Annotated in this window: 22 protein-coding genes; 19 read left to right on the top strand and 3 right to left on the bottom strand. The window is 65.9% G+C overall.

All coding sequences use genetic code 11. The features are described 5' to 3' along the window. The first annotated feature begins 52 nt into the window (after positions 1–52). The 13 genes from motA to ASE13_RS16705 all read left to right on the top strand — a co-directional run bounded on the left by motA (position 53) and on the right by ASE13_RS16705 (position 9,453). Positions 53–937 (top strand): flagellar motor stator protein MotA, encoded by an 885-nt coding sequence (gene motA, locus ASE13_RS16765; RefSeq protein WP_056618704.1) that lies wholly within the window; start codon positions 53–55, stop codon positions 935–937. After that, positions 912–1,229, top strand: a complete 318-nt coding sequence (locus tag ASE13_RS16760; protein ID WP_056618701.1) for an STAS domain-containing protein — start codon at positions 912–914, stop codon at positions 1,227–1,229. Before motA ends, ASE13_RS16760 begins: the two co-directional genes overlap by 26 nt. Further along, positions 1,226–1,591, top strand: a complete 366-nt coding sequence (locus ASE13_RS16755) for a response regulator (protein WP_056618698.1) — start codon at positions 1,226–1,228, stop codon at positions 1,589–1,591. The genes ASE13_RS16760 and ASE13_RS16755 overlap by 4 nt, the downstream gene beginning before the upstream one ends. Next, a complete protein-coding gene (locus ASE13_RS16750) occupies positions 1,588–3,789 on the top strand; it encodes a chemotaxis protein CheA (protein ID WP_056618695.1) in 2,202 nt (733 codons plus the stop codon). The genes ASE13_RS16755 and ASE13_RS16750 overlap by 4 nt, the downstream gene beginning before the upstream one ends. After that, entirely contained in the window at positions 3,786–4,280 is a 495-nt protein-coding gene (locus ASE13_RS16745; RefSeq protein ID WP_056618692.1) for a chemotaxis protein CheW, read from the top strand. Before ASE13_RS16750 ends, ASE13_RS16745 begins: the two co-directional genes overlap by 4 nt. Then, positions 4,277–5,155: a CheR family methyltransferase gene (locus ASE13_RS16740; RefSeq protein ID WP_235537020.1), complete on the top strand. Its 879-nt coding sequence runs from the start codon at positions 4,277–4,279 to the stop codon at positions 5,153–5,155. Before ASE13_RS16745 ends, ASE13_RS16740 begins: the two co-directional genes overlap by 4 nt. Beyond that, complete coding sequence (locus ASE13_RS16735) at positions 5,152–6,186, top strand: protein-glutamate methylesterase/protein-glutamine glutaminase (RefSeq protein WP_056618689.1); 1,035 nt, start codon at positions 5,152–5,154, stop codon at positions 6,184–6,186. The genes ASE13_RS16740 and ASE13_RS16735 overlap by 4 nt, the downstream gene beginning before the upstream one ends. Then, positions 6,186–6,575 (top strand): response regulator, encoded by a 390-nt coding sequence (locus ASE13_RS16730; RefSeq protein ID WP_025560625.1) that lies wholly within the window; start codon positions 6,186–6,188, stop codon positions 6,573–6,575. Before ASE13_RS16735 ends, ASE13_RS16730 begins: the two co-directional genes overlap by 1 nt. After that, positions 6,575–7,099 carry a chemotaxis protein CheD gene (locus ASE13_RS16725; protein WP_056618685.1) on the top strand — a complete coding sequence of 175 codons (525 nt, stop codon included), beginning with the start codon at positions 6,575–6,577 and terminating at the stop codon, positions 7,097–7,099. Before ASE13_RS16730 ends, ASE13_RS16725 begins: the two co-directional genes overlap by 1 nt. Then, positions 7,099–7,434 (top strand): hypothetical protein, encoded by a 336-nt coding sequence (locus ASE13_RS16720; protein WP_056618682.1) that lies wholly within the window; start codon positions 7,099–7,101, stop codon positions 7,432–7,434. The genes ASE13_RS16725 and ASE13_RS16720 overlap by 1 nt, the downstream gene beginning before the upstream one ends. A 1-nt stretch (position 7,435) precedes the next feature. After that, positions 7,436–8,287: a flagellar motor protein MotB gene (locus ASE13_RS16715; RefSeq protein ID WP_056618678.1), complete on the top strand. Its 852-nt coding sequence runs from the start codon at positions 7,436–7,438 to the stop codon at positions 8,285–8,287. A gap of 10 nt (positions 8,288–8,297) precedes the next feature. Further along, entirely contained in the window at positions 8,298–8,738 is a 441-nt protein-coding gene (locus tag ASE13_RS16710) for a hypothetical protein (RefSeq protein WP_056618676.1), read from the top strand. Positions 8,739–8,829: 91 nt separating this feature from the next. Next, on the top strand, positions 8,830–9,453 hold the full coding sequence (locus ASE13_RS16705; protein WP_056618672.1) for a PilZ domain-containing protein: 624 nt from the start codon (positions 8,830–8,832) through the stop codon (positions 9,451–9,453). Between the two features lie 182 nt (positions 9,454–9,635). Here the strand turns inward: ASE13_RS16705 and fliP are convergent, their stop codons facing one another. The 3 genes from fliP to ASE13_RS16690 are packed head-to-tail and all read right to left on the bottom strand — an operon-like array spanning position 9,636 to position 11,300. Beyond that, positions 9,636–10,448 (bottom strand): flagellar type III secretion system pore protein FliP, encoded by an 813-nt coding sequence (fliP, locus tag ASE13_RS16700; RefSeq protein WP_082596951.1) that lies wholly within the window; start codon positions 10,446–10,448, stop codon positions 9,636–9,638. A 58-nt stretch (positions 10,449–10,506) separates the two neighbouring features. Then, the gene (locus ASE13_RS19555) at positions 10,507–11,064 is read right to left on the bottom strand and encodes a FliO/MopB family protein (protein WP_082596949.1); all 558 of its coding nucleotides are present in this window, start codon (positions 11,062–11,064) and stop codon (positions 10,507–10,509) included. Then, positions 11,064–11,300, bottom strand: coding sequence for a FliM/FliN family flagellar motor switch protein (locus ASE13_RS16690; protein ID WP_056618669.1), 237 nt, complete (start codon positions 11,298–11,300; stop codon positions 11,064–11,066). The genes ASE13_RS19555 and ASE13_RS16690 overlap by 1 nt, the downstream gene beginning before the upstream one ends. A 406-nt stretch (positions 11,301–11,706) precedes the next feature. Between ASE13_RS16690 and flgC the strand changes: the two genes are divergently transcribed. The 6 genes from flgC (at position 11,707) to katG (ending at position 17,009) form a co-directional block, all read left to right on the top strand. Next, on the top strand, positions 11,707–12,114 hold the full coding sequence (gene flgC, locus ASE13_RS16685; protein ID WP_025560637.1) for a flagellar basal body rod protein FlgC: 408 nt from the start codon (positions 11,707–11,709) through the stop codon (positions 12,112–12,114). Between the two features lie 12 nt (positions 12,115–12,126). Then, a complete protein-coding gene (locus ASE13_RS16680; RefSeq protein ID WP_056618667.1) occupies positions 12,127–12,441 on the top strand; it encodes a flagellar hook-basal body complex protein FliE in 315 nt (104 codons plus the stop codon). A 3-nt stretch (positions 12,442–12,444) separates the two neighbouring features. Further along, positions 12,445–12,708 (top strand): flagellar biosynthetic protein FliQ, encoded by a 264-nt coding sequence (locus tag ASE13_RS16675; protein ID WP_025560639.1) that lies wholly within the window; start codon positions 12,445–12,447, stop codon positions 12,706–12,708. After that, the gene (gene fliR, locus ASE13_RS16670; RefSeq protein ID WP_056618664.1) at positions 12,705–13,463 is read left to right on the top strand and encodes a flagellar biosynthetic protein FliR; all 759 of its coding nucleotides are present in this window, start codon (positions 12,705–12,707) and stop codon (positions 13,461–13,463) included. Before ASE13_RS16675 ends, fliR begins: the two co-directional genes overlap by 4 nt. Continuing rightward, positions 13,463–14,533, top strand: coding sequence for a flagellar biosynthesis protein FlhB (flhB, locus tag ASE13_RS16665; RefSeq protein ID WP_056619031.1), 1,071 nt, complete (start codon positions 13,463–13,465; stop codon positions 14,531–14,533). Before fliR ends, flhB begins: the two co-directional genes overlap by 1 nt. A gap of 268 nt (positions 14,534–14,801) precedes the next feature. Next, the gene (gene katG, locus ASE13_RS16660; RefSeq protein ID WP_056618661.1) at positions 14,802–17,009 is read left to right on the top strand and encodes a catalase/peroxidase HPI; all 2,208 of its coding nucleotides are present in this window, start codon (positions 14,802–14,804) and stop codon (positions 17,007–17,009) included. Positions 17,010–17,042 lie beyond the last annotated feature (33 nt).

The following is a 17,042-nucleotide window of genomic DNA, read 5'->3' as shown; positions in this document are numbered from 1 at the left end:
CAAATCCTTCCTATAATTCTGGAAACACCAGAGAAAGAATAGCGGCACCGTCATGCTGAACGGCGTAGGTTTCCTCATCATCCTGGGCTGCGTCTTCGGTAGCTTCGTGATCTCGGGCGGCAAGTTCGAGATCATCGCGCACGCGTTGCCGCACGAAATGATGGCGATCGCCGGCGCGGCGATCGGCGCCTTCATCGTCTCCAATTCGATGGCGACGGTGAAGAAGGCCGGCGGCGGCGTCATGCGCGCCTTCAAGGGCGGCCGCTGGAAGGCGCAGGACTATAAGGACCTGCTGACGCTGATGTTCAGCGTGCTGTCGACCTTCAAGAAAGGCGGCGCCACCGCGATCGAGCCGCACCTCGACAGGCCCGATGAAAGTTCGCTCTTCAGCCCCTATCCGCGGCTGCTCAAGGACCATCACCTCGTCGAGTTCATCTGCGATTACCTGCGCATGATGACGGTCAGCTTCGAGGATCCGCATCAGATCGAGGCGGCGATGGAAGCCGATATCGAAAAGCATCACCACGAGGAAGCGGGCCCGCAACACGCGCTCCAGATCATGGCGGACGGCCTGCCCGCGCTGGGCATCGTCGCCGCGGTGCTCGGCGTCATCAAGACGATGGGCTCGATCGATCAGCCGACCGAGATCCTCGGCGCGATGATCGGCGGCGCGCTCGTCGGCACCTTCCTCGGCGTGCTCCTCGCTTATTGCGTCGTCGGCCCGCTCGCCGCGAAGCTGATGGAGACGATCGAGGAGGACGCCAAGCCCTTCTTCATCGTGAAGACCGCGGTGGTCGCTTATGCCCAGAACCAGCCTGTTCAGGTCGCGATCGAGATCGCGCGCCGCATGACGCCGTCGGCCTATGCGCCGACCTTCCAGCAACTCGAAACTGCTCTCGACGAGGCGAAAAATGGACTCAACCCTGCAACTGCCTGAGGCGGATGACCGCTCGCTGCGCCTGCCCGCGCACGGCACCACCGTCACTGCGGAAGACCTGCGCGTCCGCTTCGTCCTCGCCGCCGACCTCGACGACACGATCGAAGTCGATGCGTCGCAGGTCGAGAGCGTCGGCCAGGCCGTGCTCCAGCTCCTCGTCGCCGCGCGCAACGAGGCTGCGGCCAACGGCCAGGGCTTCCGCATCGCCAATCCCAGCCAAGCCTTTGTCAATCGCGTGAACAGCTGCCGTCTGGCCGCCGCGATCGGCCTCGAATCCGGAGACGTTCAGTGAGCAAGTTGATCCTTACCGTCGATGACTCGGCCAGCATGCGCATGCTGCTCAAGACCTCGCTGACCGCGCAGGGCTATCGCATCGAAAGCGCGAATGACGGCCAGCACGGGCTCGAGCGCATGGAAGAGGTCAAGCCCGACCTGCTGATCACCGACATCAACATGCCGAAGATGGACGGGTTCGAACTGATCGAGGCGGTCCGGGCCCGGCACGAGTTCCGCGGCACGCCGATTCTCGTCCTCTCGACCGAGTTCTCGGACGAGAAGAAGGCCCGCGCCCGCTCGGCCGGCGCGACCGGCTGGATCACCAAGCCCTTCGAAGCCACCAAGCTGGGGGCGGCGATCCGCCGCGTCTGCCCGTGAGCGACGAGCTCGACGAAATCCAGGCAATCTTCTTCGAAGAATGCACTGAGGGTCTCACGACCGCCGAGCAGGGCCTTTCGGCCATGCAGGCCGGCGACGTCTCCGCCGAGACGATCGCCGGCGTGTTCCGTGCGGTCCACTCGATCAAGGGTGGGGCCGGCGCGTTCGGCCATGCCGACCTGACGGCCTTCGCGCACAAGTTCGAGAACGTCCTCGACGAGGTTCGCGCGGGCAAGATCGCGCCCACTCCCGGTGTCGTGAAGGTGATGCTGAGCTCGTTCGACGTGCTCTCGGATCACGTCGAGACCGCCAAGGGCCTCGCGCCGCGTCCCAACGACGCCGCCGCGCTCGCCGCGCTCGAAAAGGTTCTCGCCGACAAGGGCGCGGCGGACGAAGGCGGCGCTGCGCCTGCTCCCGCCCCCGTGGTCGAAGCGGCACCCGCGCCGGCCGCGGCCGAGGACGAATTCGGCTTCACGCCGGTCGCCTTCTCGCTCGACGATTTCGACGCGCCGGCCGCACCAGTGGTTTCGGCCGCGAGTTGGACGATCCGCTTCAAGCCGTCGCGCGCGGCGCTCGCCAATGCTAGCGAACCGATGCTGCTCATCCGCGAGCTCGAAACGCTCGGCGCGACGATCGAGTCGGTCGACGTGTCGGACGTGCCGCCGCTGCGCGATCTCGATCCCGAAGATGCCTATTTCACCTGGGTGCTCAGCATGCCGGGCGATGTGCCGCGGAACGATATCGACGATTGCTTCGACTTCGTCTCCCCGGATTCGCTGATCGAAGTGACCCGCAACGAAGTCGAGGCCCCCGCCCCGGTCTTCGAGCCTATCCCGGCCCCCGCGTTCGAGCCCGAGCCCGAACCGGTCGTCGAGGACTTCATCCCGTTCGTGCCCGTGATGGCTTCGATCGAGGACCTCACCGCACAGGTGCAGCAAGTGGTGGCGGACCTCGCCGCGACGCCGATGACGCCGACGCCCGCTCCGGCCCCGGTCGAGAGCGCCGCACCCAAGCCGGCGAGCGAAGCCTCGCAGACGATCCGCGTCGACCTCGCCAAGCTCGACTTGCTGCTCAACCTCGTCGGCGAACTGGTGATCCGCAACTCGATCCTCGCCGACCGGCTGTCGCCCGCCGACCGCCAGCGCGTCGAGCTGCCCGAGCTGGCGCGTCTCACGCGCCAGATCCAGGACAATGTCATGTCGCTGCGCGCGCAGCCGATCAAGCAAGCCTTCAGCCGCGTGCCGCGCATGCTGCGCGACCTCTCGGTCGAGACCGGCAAGCAGATCGAGCTCGAAACCGTCGGCGAGACGACCGAAGTCGACAAGGGCGTGATCGAAAAGATCGGCGACCCGCTCACCCACATGATCCGCAACGCAGCGGACCACGGTCTCGAAGGCACCGAAGAGCGCATCGCCGCCGGCAAGTCGCCCACGGGCACGATCAAGCTGTCCGCCGAGCAGAAGGGCGCGCGCATCTTCGTCCGCGTCCAGGACAATGGCCGCGGCATCAACCGCGAGCGCGTCCGGGCCAAGGCGATCGAGAAGGGCATCATCTCGCCCGACGCGGTCCTCTCCAATGAAGAGATCGACCAGCTGATCTGCGCGCCGGGCTTCTCGACCGCGGAGACGATCTCGAACATCTCGGGTCGCGGCGTCGGCATGGACGTGGTCCGCTCGAACGTCGAAGCGCTCGGCGGCCGTGTCGAGATCCATTCGGTCCCCGGCGAAGGCACGACCTTCACGATGATCCTGCCGCTGACGCTCGCCATCCTCGACGGCATGATCGTCCGGCTCGCCAGCCAGCGCTTCGTGCTCCCGCTCGCGCATGTGCTCGAGACCGTCCAGCCCGAACCGGGCCAGGTCAAGCGCACGTCGCCCGACACCGAGGTTATCGACATGCGCGGCGAATATGTGCCCGTGAAGCGTGCGACCGAGATCTTCGGGCTCAACGACGATCGCCTCGTCGAGGACTCGCTGGTCGTGATCGTCGAGAGCGAGCACGGCAAGGTCGGCCTCGTCGTCGATACGATCGATGATCGCCGCGAAGTGGTGATCAAGAGCCTCGACCAGAATCTCCACCCGATCCGCGGGCTGGGCGGCGCCACCATCCTCGGTGACGGCTCGATCGCGCTCATCCTCGATATCGAGGCACTCGTCGCCTCCACCAATCGCTACACCCCCAAAGGACTGGCCGCATGACCACCACCACTGAAACCGCGAGCGACTGCAAGATCGTCACCTTCACGCTCGGCAAGCAGACCTTCGGGATCGACATGGGTGCGCTCATCGAGATCCGCGAATGGGACGAGCCCACCCCGCTGCCCAACGTTCCGACCTTCATCAAGGGCGTGAGCAACCTGCGCGGCAACGTCATCCCGGTCGTCGGCCTCGCCGAGCGGCTGGGCTGGGAGCCGAGCGCGATCCATGCGCGCTCGTGCATCCTCGTCGTAAGCATCGCGGGCAAACAGGCCGGCTTCCTGGTCGACGAAGTCAACGACATCGTCGGGATCAGCCGCAGCGAGATCCAGCCGGCCCCCGATGTCGAGACGATCGAAGCCAGCGTGATCGACGGGCTGGTGCGCATCACCACCCGCGCCAAGGACGGCACCCGCGACGAGAACGGCACGATGGTGCTGCTGCTCGATCTCGACGCGCTGAGCCTCACCAAGCATCTGGATCTCGCAGCGTGAGCCCCGCCGGGGGCGCCGCGGCGCTCGCCGGCGGCAACGCGATGGCTGCGGCGAATGCGGAGCTTCTGCCCCGCGATTTCGCCGCGATCGCCGCGATCATGCACAGCGACGCCCGGATCGAGCTGAGCGAAGCCAAGACCACGCTCGTCCAGTCGCGTCTGGCGCGGCGCCTGCGTGAACATGGCCTCGCCCGCTTCTCGGACTATGTCGCGCTGGTCCAGTCCGATGCGCAGGAGCGCCATGCGATGGTAGTGGCGCTGACCACCAACCACACGCATTTCTTCCGCGAGCCGCATCACTTCGATCATTTCCGCGATACCGTCCTGCCCGTGCTCAAGCGCAAGCAGGGCCCGATCCGGATCTGGTCGGCCGGCTGCTCGTCGGGCGAGGAGGTCTATACGATCGCGATGTGCCTGCTGGGCCCGGACCGCACGTCCGCGACCTGGCTGCGCAGTGCCGACGTCCGCCTGCTCGCCACCGACATCGCGCCGCACGTGGTCGATTCCGTCGCGCGCGGCTTCTATGCGGAGAACGTCGCGTCGGGCGTCCCCGAACCCTATCGCAGCACCTGGATGCGGCCAGCGCCCGGTGGCTTCGTGATGGCCGAGGAAGCACGCCAGCTGGTCACCGCACGGGTTCTGAACCTGTTCGATAAATGGCCGCTAAAGGCGCAGTATGATGTGATCTTCTGCCGCAACGTGATGATCTATTTCGGCGATGCCGCGAAGGAGGAGCTGGAAGGACGCTTCGTCAACCAGCTCGCGAATGGCGGCCACCTTTATATCGGCCATTCCGAACGTCTGATCGGACCGGCGGCCAGCCGGATGAAGTCCTGCGGCCACACCATTTACGCCAAGCCGGAGACCCGGGCATGAGGCCGGTACGTACCCTTATCGTCGACGACAGCGCGTCGATGCGGGCGACGCTGAAGCGCATGCTCTCGGCGGATCCCGAGATCGAGGTGGTGGGCATGGCGCCCGAGCCTTTCGCGGCGCGCGACATGATCAAGACGCTCAACCCCGACGTGCTGACGCTCGACGTCGAGATGCCCGGGATGGACGGGCTGTCGTTCCTCGAGCGCATCATGCGCCTCCGGCCGATGCCGGTGGTGATGTGCTCGACGCTCACCGCGCGCGGTGCCGAAGTCACGATCGAGGCGTTGCGCCTCGGCGCGGTCGACTATGTCACCAAGCCGAGCGGCACGCCCGAGGACATCGAGCGCGACGCGACTCTGCTCTGCGAGAAGGTCAAGACCGCGGCCCGTTCGGTGGCGCGCGCCGGACCCTCCCGCCTGCCCCAGCAGCCCAGCATCGCCGGCGCCGCCGCGGGCAAGCTGATCGCGATCGGTTCGTCGACCGGCGGCGTCGAGGCCCTGTTCTCGCTGTTGCCGGCATTGCCCGCGGATTGCCCTCCGGTGCTGATCGTCCAGCATATGCCGGCGAGCTTCACCCAAAGCTTCGCGAAGCGCCTGGACGCCGAATGCCGCGTCCGGGTCGTCGAAGCTACCGAAGGCGCAACGGTCCAGCCTGGAACCGTCTATATTGCACCTGGGGGGGAGACGCACATGGAATTGGTCGGCGGCGTCGCCGGGCGCATCAAGCTGCGTCCCGGGGATCTCGTCACCGGTCATCGCCCCTCGGTCGATGTGCTGTTCCGCTCGGTGGCGCCGCTCGGTGGAGCGGCGGTCGGGGCGATCCTGACCGGGATGGGTCAGGACGGCGCGGAAGGCCTGCTGGCGATGCGCCGTGCAGGTGCCCGTACGCTCGGCCAGAGCCGTGACACCTGCGTCGTCTGGGGCATGCCCCGCGCCGCGCAGGAACTCGGCGCGGTCGAGAAGGAAGTTGGATTGTCTGGCATGCCTGAGGCGATCCTCAAGGCATGCCGTGAGAAGGTTGGGAGCGTCTGATGCCTGCTGCTGCAGCAATCAAGGTGATGGTCGTGGACGATCAGACCAGCATGCGTGCGATGATCCGCCGCGCATTGCAGGATCTGGGTTTCAAGGATGTACGCGACAAGGCGAGTGCGCCCGAGGCGCTGTCGGCGATCAAGAGCGATCGCGTCCACCTCGTCATCTCGGATTTCAACATGCCCGAGATGGACGGCCTCCAGTTCCTGGAAGCCGTGCGCACCGATCCGGTCATCGGCAAGACCGTGTTCATCATGCTGACCGGCTCGGCCGACAAGGAGATCGTGCAGAAGGCGGCGGCGCTCGGCGTCAACAACTACGTCGTCAAGCCCTTCGCGCCCGCGGCGCTCAAGGAAAAGATCGAACGCGTCTTCGGCGAGCTGACCTGATGCGGCGGGTCTCGATCGTGCAAGGTGAGAATGCCATCGTGGTCGAGCCCGACGTCGTCGTGTCGACGCTGCTGGGAAGCTGCGTCGCTGCGTGTCTCTACGATCCGGTCGCCAAGGTCGGCGGGATGAACCATTTCCTGCTGGGCGAACCGAGCGCCGACCACCGTGTCTCCGCCGGGGACATGCAGCGTTACGGCGTCCACGCCATGGAATTGCTGATCAACGGCATGATGGCGAAGGGCGCGATGCGCAATCGCCTGCGCGCGCACCTCTATGGCGGCGCCAACATCGTGTCGGGCCTCGGTTCGATCGGATCCTCGAACGCGGCGTTCGCGCATCGCTTCATGAAGACCGAAGGCATCGAGGTCGCGCATAGCGACGTTGGCGGCTCCTCGGCGCGCAAGATCGAGTTCCTCCCTTTCGAGGGCCGCAGCCGCTGCACCCGGGTCGCGGATCGCGTCCCGGAACGTCCCGTCAACCCCTTGCCCCTGCCGGTCGCCGGCGGCGATCTGGAGCTGTTCTGATGTCGTGTATGCCTGTGCCCGCCCAGCCCCTGCCCGCGCAGCCGCTCCAGGGTTACGATCCCTATTCGGGTGCGCTCCACATGGTGATCGCCGGCGAGTTGCGCGAGATGCGCGACATGCTCGAGCGGCTCGCCGAAGTGCTCGTCGCCGACGAGCATTTCGCCGCGTCCTATCTCGAGCAGCTCCAGTCGTTCGACTATCTGGTCCAGCATGCCGACGAGTGCGTGAACTTGCTCGAACGCATCGCCGGCGGCGAGGATTCGCTGAGCGCGATCGGCCATGTCCGCCTCGGCGTCGTGCAGGATCGTCTCCGGACGGCGCTGCGAGGCTGCTGACATGGCCAGTTTTCCCAACGAGCGTCCAATCGTCGTCAAGAAGATCAAGAAAGTTGCCGGCAAGCATCACGGCGGCGCCTGGAAGGTCGCCTATGCCGACTTCGTGACCGCGATGATGGCGTTCTTCATGCTGCTTTGGCTGATCTCCAATCCCGACAAGGAGCGGCTGAAGGGTCTCGCCCAATATTTCACGCCGACCATGGGCGAAGCCTCTCCGACGACCCCGCTCCAGGGTACGACGGAGGGTGCGGGCGGGCGCTCGCGCAAGAACTCGACCGACGACAGCAAGGCGCAGGGTACGCCCACCAGCGACGCCGCCGTTGCGGGCGCCGCGAGCGGCGGCACGGCGAACGTCCCCGATGCCTCGATGCGCGTGCTCGCCTCCGAGCTGCAGATCGCGCTGGATCCAGCATCGCCGGACCCGCAGGCGAAACGCAACGTCAAGATCGATCCGAGCCGCGACGGGCTGCGCATCACGCTGATGGATACCGACCAGCAATCGATGTTCCGCGCCAATACCGCCCAGCTCAACGCCTACGCCCGCGGAATGCTGACGAAGGTCGCGGCCAAGCTCGCCACCTCGGGCGCGCAGATCGCGATCGAGGGTCATACCGACGGCACCGGCGGCCAGAGCGACGCCAATTGGCACCTGTCGGGCGAACGCGCGCTCGCCGCCCGGTCGGCGCTGATCGCCTCGGGCATGACGCCCGATCGCTTCGCCGAGATCGTCGCGATGGGCGCCACCCGGCCGGTCTATCCGGACCAGCCCGATCGCGCAGAGAACCGCCGCATCACGATCGTGCTCAAGGCCGAAGCCTCGGCGCTCCCCAGCGATTCCAGCTTCAAGTTCTGAGGCAGAGACGATGAAGAAGATCCTGTTTTTGCTCTTCATACTCCTCACAGGCCTCGGCCTGGGCGGTGGCGCCGCATATGCCACCGTGATGCTGCTCGGCCCCAAGGCGCCGGCCGCCGAAGTAAGCTATGGCGATGTCGAGCCGAGCTTCGTCGATGCGGGCAAGATCCTCGCGCCGCTCGTCTTCGCCGATGGCCGCCTGTCGGGCTATGTCCAGTTTCAGGTTCAGCTCGAAGTGCCCGCCGATCAGGCCGAGTTCGTCGCCGCGCGGCTGCCGCTGCTGCTCCACGCGATCAACATGCGCACCTATCGCACGCCGATGGCGGCGGGCCCTGACGGGCTCATTCCCGATATCGAGACCTTTCGGAAGGTCGTCATGGCCGCTGGTCCCGAGGCGTTCGGCGCCGGCGTTCTGCGGAAGGTCGCCGTCACCCAGGCGAACCCGGCATGACCCGGGCCGCAACTTTACGGAGATTACAGCGCCTCCTTTCTGGTGCCTATGTTGCACGACGAAGGAGTCGCCTCGACCACGGAGGACAGTCGTGAATCTGACGAAGGCCCAGTCTGCGGAAGCGGGCCTCGCGCTCGATCGCGCACCACGCACCGTAACGACGCTGTTGGTCGGCAAGCTCCTGTGCAGCGGCACGATCGAGCATCTCTGTCGGGTCCGCAACGTCTCGGTAACGGGCATGATGCTCGAAACGCACTATACGCTCGGCTACGGCAATTGGGTGACGGTCGAATTGCGCAGCGGCGATCGGCTGCAGGGCAGCGTCGTCTGGAGCAGCGAAGGCCGCGCCGGCGTCGAATTCACTCAGCCGATCGACGTCGATTACATCCTTGCCCAGGCCAAGGCGGGGCTCGATCGCTTCTGCGGCCCGGCGCCGCGTGCACCGCGCTTCGACGTGACGTGCGCCGCGCGGATCACCTGCTTCGGCCGCCCTATCGATGTCACGCTCGAGAACATCTCGCAGAGCGGCGCCCGGATCACGCTGTCCAAGCCGCCGCGCGAGGATACGGAGATCATCCTCTCGGTCCCCGGCCTCCCCTCGCGCCGCTGCACGACACGCTGGTCGAGCGAGGACAAGGCCGGCCTGATCTTCCTCGAGCCGATCTCGTACAACGATCTCGCCCCCTGGCTGGAGCATTGCAATCTGGATAGCTGAGTGGACGGCGAATCCCCCTCCCTGCAAGGGAGGGGTTAGGGGTGGGTAAGAAAAGGCCGGGCTCGATGCCCGGCCTTTTCTTTTCTCCAGCCGTAGTGAAGGGCTCGCTTCACTCGCACCCACCCCCAGCCCCTCCCTTGCAGGGAGGGGAGAAGACTAAAATACTGGGCGAGGAAGCATCGCTACGTCGCGAAACTCTTCACCAGCGAGCCCGCCACCAGCGCCCAGCCATCGACCAGTACGAAGAAGATGATCTTCATCGGCAGGGATATCGTCGGTGGCGGCAGCATCATCATGCCCATCGCCATCAGCACCGCGGATACCGCGAGATCGATCACGAGGAACGGCAGCAGCAGCAGGAATCCGATCTCGAAGGCGCGACGCAGCTCCGAGATCATGAACGCCGGCGCCAAAGTGGTCAGCGGCGTCTCGGCGCGGGTCGGGATCTGCTTCTGCGCCAGATCGGCGAACAGCTTGAGATCGCTGTCGCGCACCTGGCCCAGCATGAACTTGCGGAACGGCTCGGCGGTCTTCTCGAACGCGACCTGCTCGGTGATCTTGCCCTTGGTATAGGGGTCGACGCCCTCGTTCCACGCCTTCTCGAAGGTCGGCGCCATCACGAAGAACGACAGGAACAGCGCCAGGCTGATGATCACCGGGTTGGGCGGCACGCCGGGCGCGCCGATGCCGGTGCGCAGCAGCGACAGCGCCACCACCATGCGGGTGAAGCTGGTGATCGTCATCAACAGCCCCGGCGCGAGGCTGAGCACGGTCAGCATCAGCACCAGCTGGATCGCCTTGGCCGAGAGCTGGCCGCCCCCGGCGCCGGTGGCGTCTCCGAGGTTGATGGTGGTGCCGCCGGCCGCCTGCGCGTGCGCCGCTACCGGCAGCAGCACCGCGAGCAAGGCGGCGGTCTTCAGGACGCGCTTGGCTAATGCCGCGAACGACGCCCCCTGCCCCGTTCGGCCTGAGCCTGTCGAAGGCCGGCTTTCCATGGGCGAAGCGCTTGCGGCTTGACGCCCTTCGACAAGCTCAGGGCGAACGGGATTTGAATCAGCCATTGAGCGCCTCGCGCACCGCGGCGCGGTTCCAGCGCTTGGTGTCGCGCGGACGGCGGGTGCGCTTGCGGGGCGTGGACGCGGGCAGCTCGACGATCGTCGCGTCGACGGACGAGGGATCGGTCGGCTCGTCGTCGAGATCGTCGTCATTGGCGCCGCGGGCCGCCGCGATCTTCGCGCGAGAGAGATCGACAAGCTTGCCGAAGCTGCCGGCGAACGCCGCGAGGTCCGCCTGGAAGTCGGCGGGGGGTACCGGCTGCTCAGACGCCTTTGCAGCGACAGGTTCGGGCGCGACGATACCGGTCTCGAGCGTCACATGGCCTTCGGGGCCGATCAGGATGAGGTGCTCGCAGCCGTCGCGGCGGATCAGCGCGACCGAGCGCTTGGCATCGACCGCGAGGCGCTCGACCAGCTCGACGCGCTTGCGTGCCGAGCCGGAAACGCGCCCCGGCAGCTTGATGTCGTAGCGACGCACTACCCAGAGCGCACCGGCAAGCATGCCGAGCACGACGCCCAGCGCACCCACGGTGCGGATCATCGACAGGATATCCATCAGTGGCGCGGCTTCTTCACGAGTTCGGAAATTTCGAGCGACATCTGGTCGCCGTCGACGAGGATGCGGCCCTTGGCCACCAGCTCGCCGTTGACATAGACCAGGCTCGGATCGTCCTGGCCGCAATCGAGCGGGATCATCGCCCCGCGGCTCATCTTGAGCATCTGCCGGATCGGCACTTCGGCCGAGCCGAGCACGATGGACAGGTCGATCATAATATCGTCGAGTACGGACATGCGCGCCCCTTTCTGATTGCCTTATAGGAAGCAATGTCCGGCCCCCGGCGCATGACCCGGCAAATTTTGCCTAGGCGGATCGACATTCGTGTGTCGCCCCTTCTTTCCCTCTCCCCTTGATAGGGGAGAGGGTTACCGCAGCTTGGCGCCGTGGCGCCTAGCGGAGGTTGGGTGAGGGGTAGATCGGCGCGCAGCGCCGAGTGCCCGCTTCGCGGCCACACCCCCTCACCCAGCTCCGACTAAGACCGCGCTGAAGGAGCGCGGCCTAAGTCTGCGCAAACCCTCTCCCCCAAAGGGGAGAGGGAAGAAAAGGGCCTGCGTTTTTTCAGCGCTCCAAACCCGCGCCCGGCAAGAATTGCCTACAATGGAGGAAACGGCCGCTCGGCCTGCACTGGAGCTTGACCCAATGGACTTGAAGGCATCGCTCGGCGTCTCGGAATCGGGGCTTCGCGCCCAGTCGCTCCGGATGCGCGTGATCGCGGAGAATCTGGCCAACCAGGATTCGGTGGCCCAGACCCCGGGCGGCGATCCCTATCGCCGCCGCGTCGCGAGCTTCAAGGCCGAGGTCGACCGCGCCACCGGCGCCACCGGCGTCAAGGTCAACGGCATCGAGACCGACAAGTCGGACTTCACCCGCGTCTATCAGCCGGGCCATCCGGCCGCGGACAAGGAAGGCTATGTGCTCAAGCCCAACGTCAATGGCCTCGTCGAGAGCGCCGACATGAAGGCCGCACAGCGCAGCTACGAAGCCAATCTCAATGCCATCGAGGCCGCCAAGAGCCTGACGATGCGCACCATCGACCTTCTCAAATAAGGGAAAAATCGCATGTCAATCGGAGCACTTGATGCGGCCTCTGCCTATGGCAAGGTCGCAGGGATCGGCGGCGCCCTCGGCAAATCGCCGGCCGGCAAGACCGACGGCGCTTCGGGCTTCGGCTCGATGGTCGAGGACCTCGTCACCGGCACCGCGCAGCAGATGCGCGTCGCCGAACACGCCTCAGCCATGCAGGTCGCCGGCAAGGGCGATCTGATCGACGTCGTCACTGCGATCGGCGCCGCCGAGACCGCGCTCGACACGATGGTCGCCGTCCGCGACCGCGTGGTCAGCGCCTATACCGACATCATGCGGATGCAGATCTGACGCATGTCGCCGAGCGAGGTCATCCAGCTTGCCGAGGCGGCTTTGCTGCTCGTGCTCACGGTGGTGGGCCCGTTGCTGCTGACGTCGCTGATCGTCGGCACCGTCATCGGCCTGCTTCAGGCGCTGACGCAGATCCAGGAGACCACGCTCACCTTCGTGCCGAAGCTGCTCGCAATGGGGCTGGTCTTCCTGCTGATGCTGCCGACGATGGGGCAGGCGCTGTCGGGCTTCATGGCCAAGATCAGCGACCTGATCATCACCGGATGACCATGCCCGCCGACCTGGAATTTCAGGTCTCCGCCTTCTTCATCGTGTTCGCGCGCGTCGGCGCGGTGCTGATGCTGCTTCCCGTGTTCGGCGAGGACACGATCCCCGGCCGTATCCGGATGATGATCGCCTTCGCGATGTCGGCGGCGCTCTACGGCGCGCTCGGCGAACCCGCGCGCGCGGCATTGCAGGGCGGCGCGGTGCTCCCGGCGGTGCTGGTCACCGAGCTGATGACCGGGCTGGCGATGGGCATGATCGTCAAGATCCTGTTCTTCGCGATCTCGATGGCAGGATCGATCGTGAGCATGCAGGTCGGCCTCTCCTCCGCGGTGATCTTCGATCCCGCGCAATCGGGTCAGGCCCCTTTGCTCTCCAAGTTCGTCGGCATCGCTGCCGCCTTGGTGTGCATGGGCATGCAGGTCCATCACCTCTGGCTCGGCGCGATCATCCACTCCTATCAGAGCTTCCCGATCGGCGGCCTGCCCCCGATGCAGGATTTCGCCCAGCTCGCCATCGCCGCGGTGGGCCGTTCGATGACGCTCGGCATCAGCCTCGCCGCGCCGCTGATCGTCTATGGTATCGTCTTCAACGTCGCGCTCGGCCTGTCGGCGCGCATCGCGCCGGCGATCCAGGTCTTCTTCATCGCCCAGCCGCTCAACCTGCTGCTCGGGCTCAGCCTGTTCGCCGCGACCGTCGGCACCATGCTCACCGTCTTCGCCACCGCGATGGGTGACGCGATGCAGGGAGGCTGGTGATGTCGGGCGATACGGATCAGGAAGACAAGACTGAATCCCCGACAGACAAGAAGCTCGAGGACGCCCGCGCACGCGGCGAAGTGCCGATGGCCCCCGAGATGAAGCACGCGGCGATGTTCGTCGCGGCGCTCGTCGTGATGGGCGGCCTCGGCACGTACACGATGCAGAGGATGGGATCGCTGTTCGTGCGCCTGTGGGGGAGCGCCGACGATTTCCGCATGGAGCCCGCCGGCGCGCAGGATTTCGCCACGGGCGTTTTCGGGGCAATCTTCACTACCCTCACGCCGATCCTCGCGGCGCTGTTCGGCTTCGCGTTGCTCGGCGGGTTCCTGCAGGGCCGACCGATGCTGTCGTTCAGCCGGGTGAAGCCCAAATGGTCCAAGCTCAATCCGGTGACCGGGTTCCTGCGCACCTTCAGCAAGCAATCGCTGGTCGAGTTCTTCAAGACGCTCGCGAAGCTCTGCCTCGTCGTCGGCATCGGCGCGTGGATCGCCTGGCCGCATGCCGCGACGATCGACCGGCTCGTCGGCGCCGACATGGTCGCGATGGGCACGGCCACGCACGACATCGTCTGGGCGATGCTGGTACCGATCGCGATGCTGGTCGGCGCGCTGGCGATGTTCGACTTCGCCTGGCAGCGCTTCTCGTTCCTCAAGCGGATGCGGATGACCAAGCAGGAGATCAAGGACGAGTACAAGCAGTCCGAGGGCGACCCCAAGATCAAGGGCAAGATCCGCCAGCTCCAGATGCAGCGCGCCAAGGGCCGGATGATGGCGAACGTGCCCAAGGCGAGCGTGATCATCACCAACCCGACGCACTATGCCGTCGCGCTCCAATATGATCACGGGGCGATGAACGCCCCGGTGGTGGTCGCCAAGGGCGTCGACAATGTCGCGCTCAAGATCCGCGAGATCGCCGGCGAGCATAATATCCCGCTGGTCGAGAACCGCCCCCTCGCCCGCGCGCTCTATGCCTCGGCCGAGATCGACCACCCGATCCCCGTCGAGCACTACGCCGCGGTGGCCGAAGTGATCAGCTACGTGCTCAAGATCGCGAAAGCGAAACGCTAGGGCATCGCTCACCCCCCGCCTCTCGTCATCCCCGCGAAAGCGGGAACCCATCTCCTATCCTGTCCCAGCGTACAACAGCCGTGATATTCGTGGCATTCGCCGGAGATGGACCCCCGCTTTCGCGGGGGTGACGGCGGATTAAACTGCCTCCACTGCTGCACTGCGTCATTTATTTTGGCGTTCGTGCTGAGCGGTTTTAATCGTTACCGCCCTTCGCCGTACCGACCTACCCTGCCGGCAAGTCTCCACCGCAGGAAGGATTCGAGCCATGGACGCACCGACGACCGGCAGCCCGCTCAGCGACCCCAGCAAGGAGCCCGCCGCGCTCCGCAGATTGCTCGGCCGCACCAATCGCGACTGGTGGCCCGAGGCGCTGAGCCTCGAGATCCTGACCCAGGGCGGCGTTTCGCCCGATCCGCATGATCCGGACTTCGATTATCGCGAGGCCTTCCAGAAGCTCGATTACTGGGCGCTCAAGGCGGACCTGAAGGCGCTGATGACCGACAGCCAGCCCTGGTGGCCGGCTGATTATGGCCATTACGGCCCATTCTTCATCCGGATGGCCTGGCACTCGGCCGGCACCTACCGCACCGGCGACGGCCGCGGCGGCTCCTCCTCCGGATCGCAGCGTTTCGCCCCGCTCAATTCGTGGCCGGACAATGGCAATCTCGACAAGGCGCGTCGCCTGCTCTGGCCGATCAAGAAGAAATACGGCGCGGCGATCAGCTGGGCGGACCTGTTCATCCTCACCGGCAATGTCGCGATCGAATCGATGGGCGGCCCGACCTTCGGCTTCTCCGGCGGCCGCGAGGATATCTTCGAGCCCGAGCGCGACATCTATTGGGGCACCGAGGAGCAATGGGTCGGCCATCCCGACAACAAGACCCGTATCGACGACGAGGCGGGAATGGCGCTCGAAGAGCCGCTCGCCGCGATCCAGATGGGCCTGATCTACGTCAATCCCGAAGGTCCAGGCGGCAAGCCCGACACCAAGGGCTCGGCGCGCGATCTTCGCCGGACCTTCGCCAACATGGCGATGAACGATGAGGAAACCGCGGCGCTCACCGCCGGCGGCCACACCTTCGGCAAGGCGCATGGCGCGGGCGATGCCTCGAAGGTCGGGCGCGAGCCCGAAGGTGCCGATATCGCGCAGATGGGTCTCGGCTGGATCTCGACGCACGAGAGCGGCATGGGCGATCACACCATCACTTCGGGTATCGAAGGCGCGTGGACCCCGACGCCGACGAAATGGGACATGACCTATTTCGACATGCTGCTCGACCACGAATACGAGCTGGTGAAGAGCCCCGCGGGCGCCAAGCAATGGCAGCCGGTCGGCAATCCCGAGGAGACCCTCGCCCCCGCCGCGCACACGCCGGGCAAGAAGGTCCCGACGATGATGACCACCGCCGACAAGGCGTTCAAGGACGATGGCGAGTATCGGAAAATCCTCGAGAAGTTCCGCAGCGACCCGGCCTATTTCGCCGATGCCTTCGCCCGCGCCTGGTTCAAGCTGACCCATCGCGACATGGGGCCGAAGAGCCGTTATCTCGGCCCCGAAGTGCCGCAGGAGGATCTGATCTGGCAGGATCCGATCCCCGCCGGCACGAAGCTCAGCGACGCCGACGTCGCCACGCTCAAGGGCAAGATCGCCGCCTCCGGCCTCACCGTCCAGCAGCTGGTCAAGACCGCCTGGGCCTCCGCCTCGACCTTCCGCAATTCGGACAAGCGCGGCGGCGCCAACGGCGCGCGCATCCGCCTCGCCCCGCAGAAGGATTGGGGTGCAAACGAACCGGACGAGCTCGCCAGGGTTCTCGCCGTCTACGAAGGCATTAAGGCGGACTTCGGCAATGTCAGCATCGCCGACCTGATCGTACTCGGCGGCAATCTGGGTGTCGAGCAAGCCGCAAAGGCAGCGGGCCACGACGTGACCGTGCCGTTCACCTCGGGCCGCGGCGACGCCACCGCGGACTGGACCGACGCCGAGAGCTTCGCCCCGCTCGAGCCGCGGGCCGACGGGTTCCGCAACTATCTCTCGGTCAAGTTCAACGTGCCGACCGAGGAATTGCTGGTCGATCGCGCCCAGTTGCTCAATCTCTCGGCGCCCGAGATGACCGTGCTGGTCGGCGGCCTGCGTGTGCTGGGCGCCAACCACGCCAAGGCAGGCAAGCACGGCCAGTTCACTGACCGGCTGGGCCAGCTCACCAACGACTTCTTCGTCAACATCCTCGACATGGGCACGGCGTGGAAGCAGGTGTCGGAAACGAGCGACGAGGAGTTCGTCGGCACCGATCGTGCCTCGGGCGACCAGAAATGGACCGCGTCGCGCACCGATCTGGTGTTCGGCTCCAACTCGCAGCTCCGCGCGATCTCCGAAGTCTATGCCTCGAACGATGCGGGCGAGAAGTTCGTGCGCGACTTCGTGCGCGCCTGGACCAAGGTGATGGACGCCGATCGCTTCGATCTGGTGAAGTGATCCCTTCAATATTCCTCCCTCGGAGCGCAGCTC

Source organism: Sphingomonas sp. Root241 (assembly GCF_001428865.1).
Lineage (GTDB): Bacteria > Pseudomonadota > Alphaproteobacteria > Sphingomonadales > Sphingomonadaceae > Sphingomonas.
Note: the sequence above shows the minus strand (reverse complement) of the source record. Positions and strands in the feature narration are given on the sequence as shown.

Coding starts and splice junctions, on each gene's coding strand:
- ASE13_RS16725 (WP_056618685.1), top strand. CDS start 6,575: ATGCGGCGGGTCTCGATCGTGCAAGGTGAGAATGCCATCGTGGTCGAG.
- motA (WP_056618704.1), top strand. CDS start 53: ATGCTGAACGGCGTAGGTTTCCTCATCATCCTGGGCTGCGTCTTCGGT.
- ASE13_RS16680 (WP_056618667.1), top strand. CDS start 12,127: ATGTCAATCGGAGCACTTGATGCGGCCTCTGCCTATGGCAAGGTCGCA.
- ASE13_RS16715 (WP_056618678.1), top strand. CDS start 7,436: ATGGCCAGTTTTCCCAACGAGCGTCCAATCGTCGTCAAGAAGATCAAG.
- ASE13_RS16760 (WP_056618701.1), top strand. CDS start 912: ATGGACTCAACCCTGCAACTGCCTGAGGCGGATGACCGCTCGCTGCGC.
- ASE13_RS16720 (WP_056618682.1), top strand. CDS start 7,099: ATGTCGTGTATGCCTGTGCCCGCCCAGCCCCTGCCCGCGCAGCCGCTC.
- flhB (WP_056619031.1), top strand. CDS start 13,463: ATGTCGGGCGATACGGATCAGGAAGACAAGACTGAATCCCCGACAGAC.
- ASE13_RS19555 (WP_082596949.1), bottom strand. CDS start 11,064: ATGGATATCCTGTCGATGATCCGCACCGTGGGTGCGCTGGGCGTCGTG.
- ASE13_RS16690 (WP_056618669.1), bottom strand. CDS start 11,300: ATGTCCGTACTCGACGATATTATGATCGACCTGTCCATCGTGCTCGGC.
- fliP (WP_082596951.1), bottom strand. CDS start 10,448: ATGGAAAGCCGGCCTTCGACAGGCTCAGGCCGAACGGGGCAGGGGGCG.
- ASE13_RS16730 (WP_025560625.1), top strand. CDS start 6,186: ATGCCTGCTGCTGCAGCAATCAAGGTGATGGTCGTGGACGATCAGACC.
- flgC (WP_025560637.1), top strand. CDS start 11,707: ATGGACTTGAAGGCATCGCTCGGCGTCTCGGAATCGGGGCTTCGCGCC.
- ASE13_RS16675 (WP_025560639.1), top strand. CDS start 12,445: ATGTCGCCGAGCGAGGTCATCCAGCTTGCCGAGGCGGCTTTGCTGCTC.
- ASE13_RS16745 (WP_056618692.1), top strand. CDS start 3,786: ATGACCACCACCACTGAAACCGCGAGCGACTGCAAGATCGTCACCTTC.
- ASE13_RS16735 (WP_056618689.1), top strand. CDS start 5,152: ATGAGGCCGGTACGTACCCTTATCGTCGACGACAGCGCGTCGATGCGG.
- katG (WP_056618661.1), top strand. CDS start 14,802: ATGGACGCACCGACGACCGGCAGCCCGCTCAGCGACCCCAGCAAGGAG.
- ASE13_RS16710 (WP_056618676.1), top strand. CDS start 8,298: ATGAAGAAGATCCTGTTTTTGCTCTTCATACTCCTCACAGGCCTCGGC.
- fliR (WP_056618664.1), top strand. CDS start 12,705: ATGACCATGCCCGCCGACCTGGAATTTCAGGTCTCCGCCTTCTTCATC.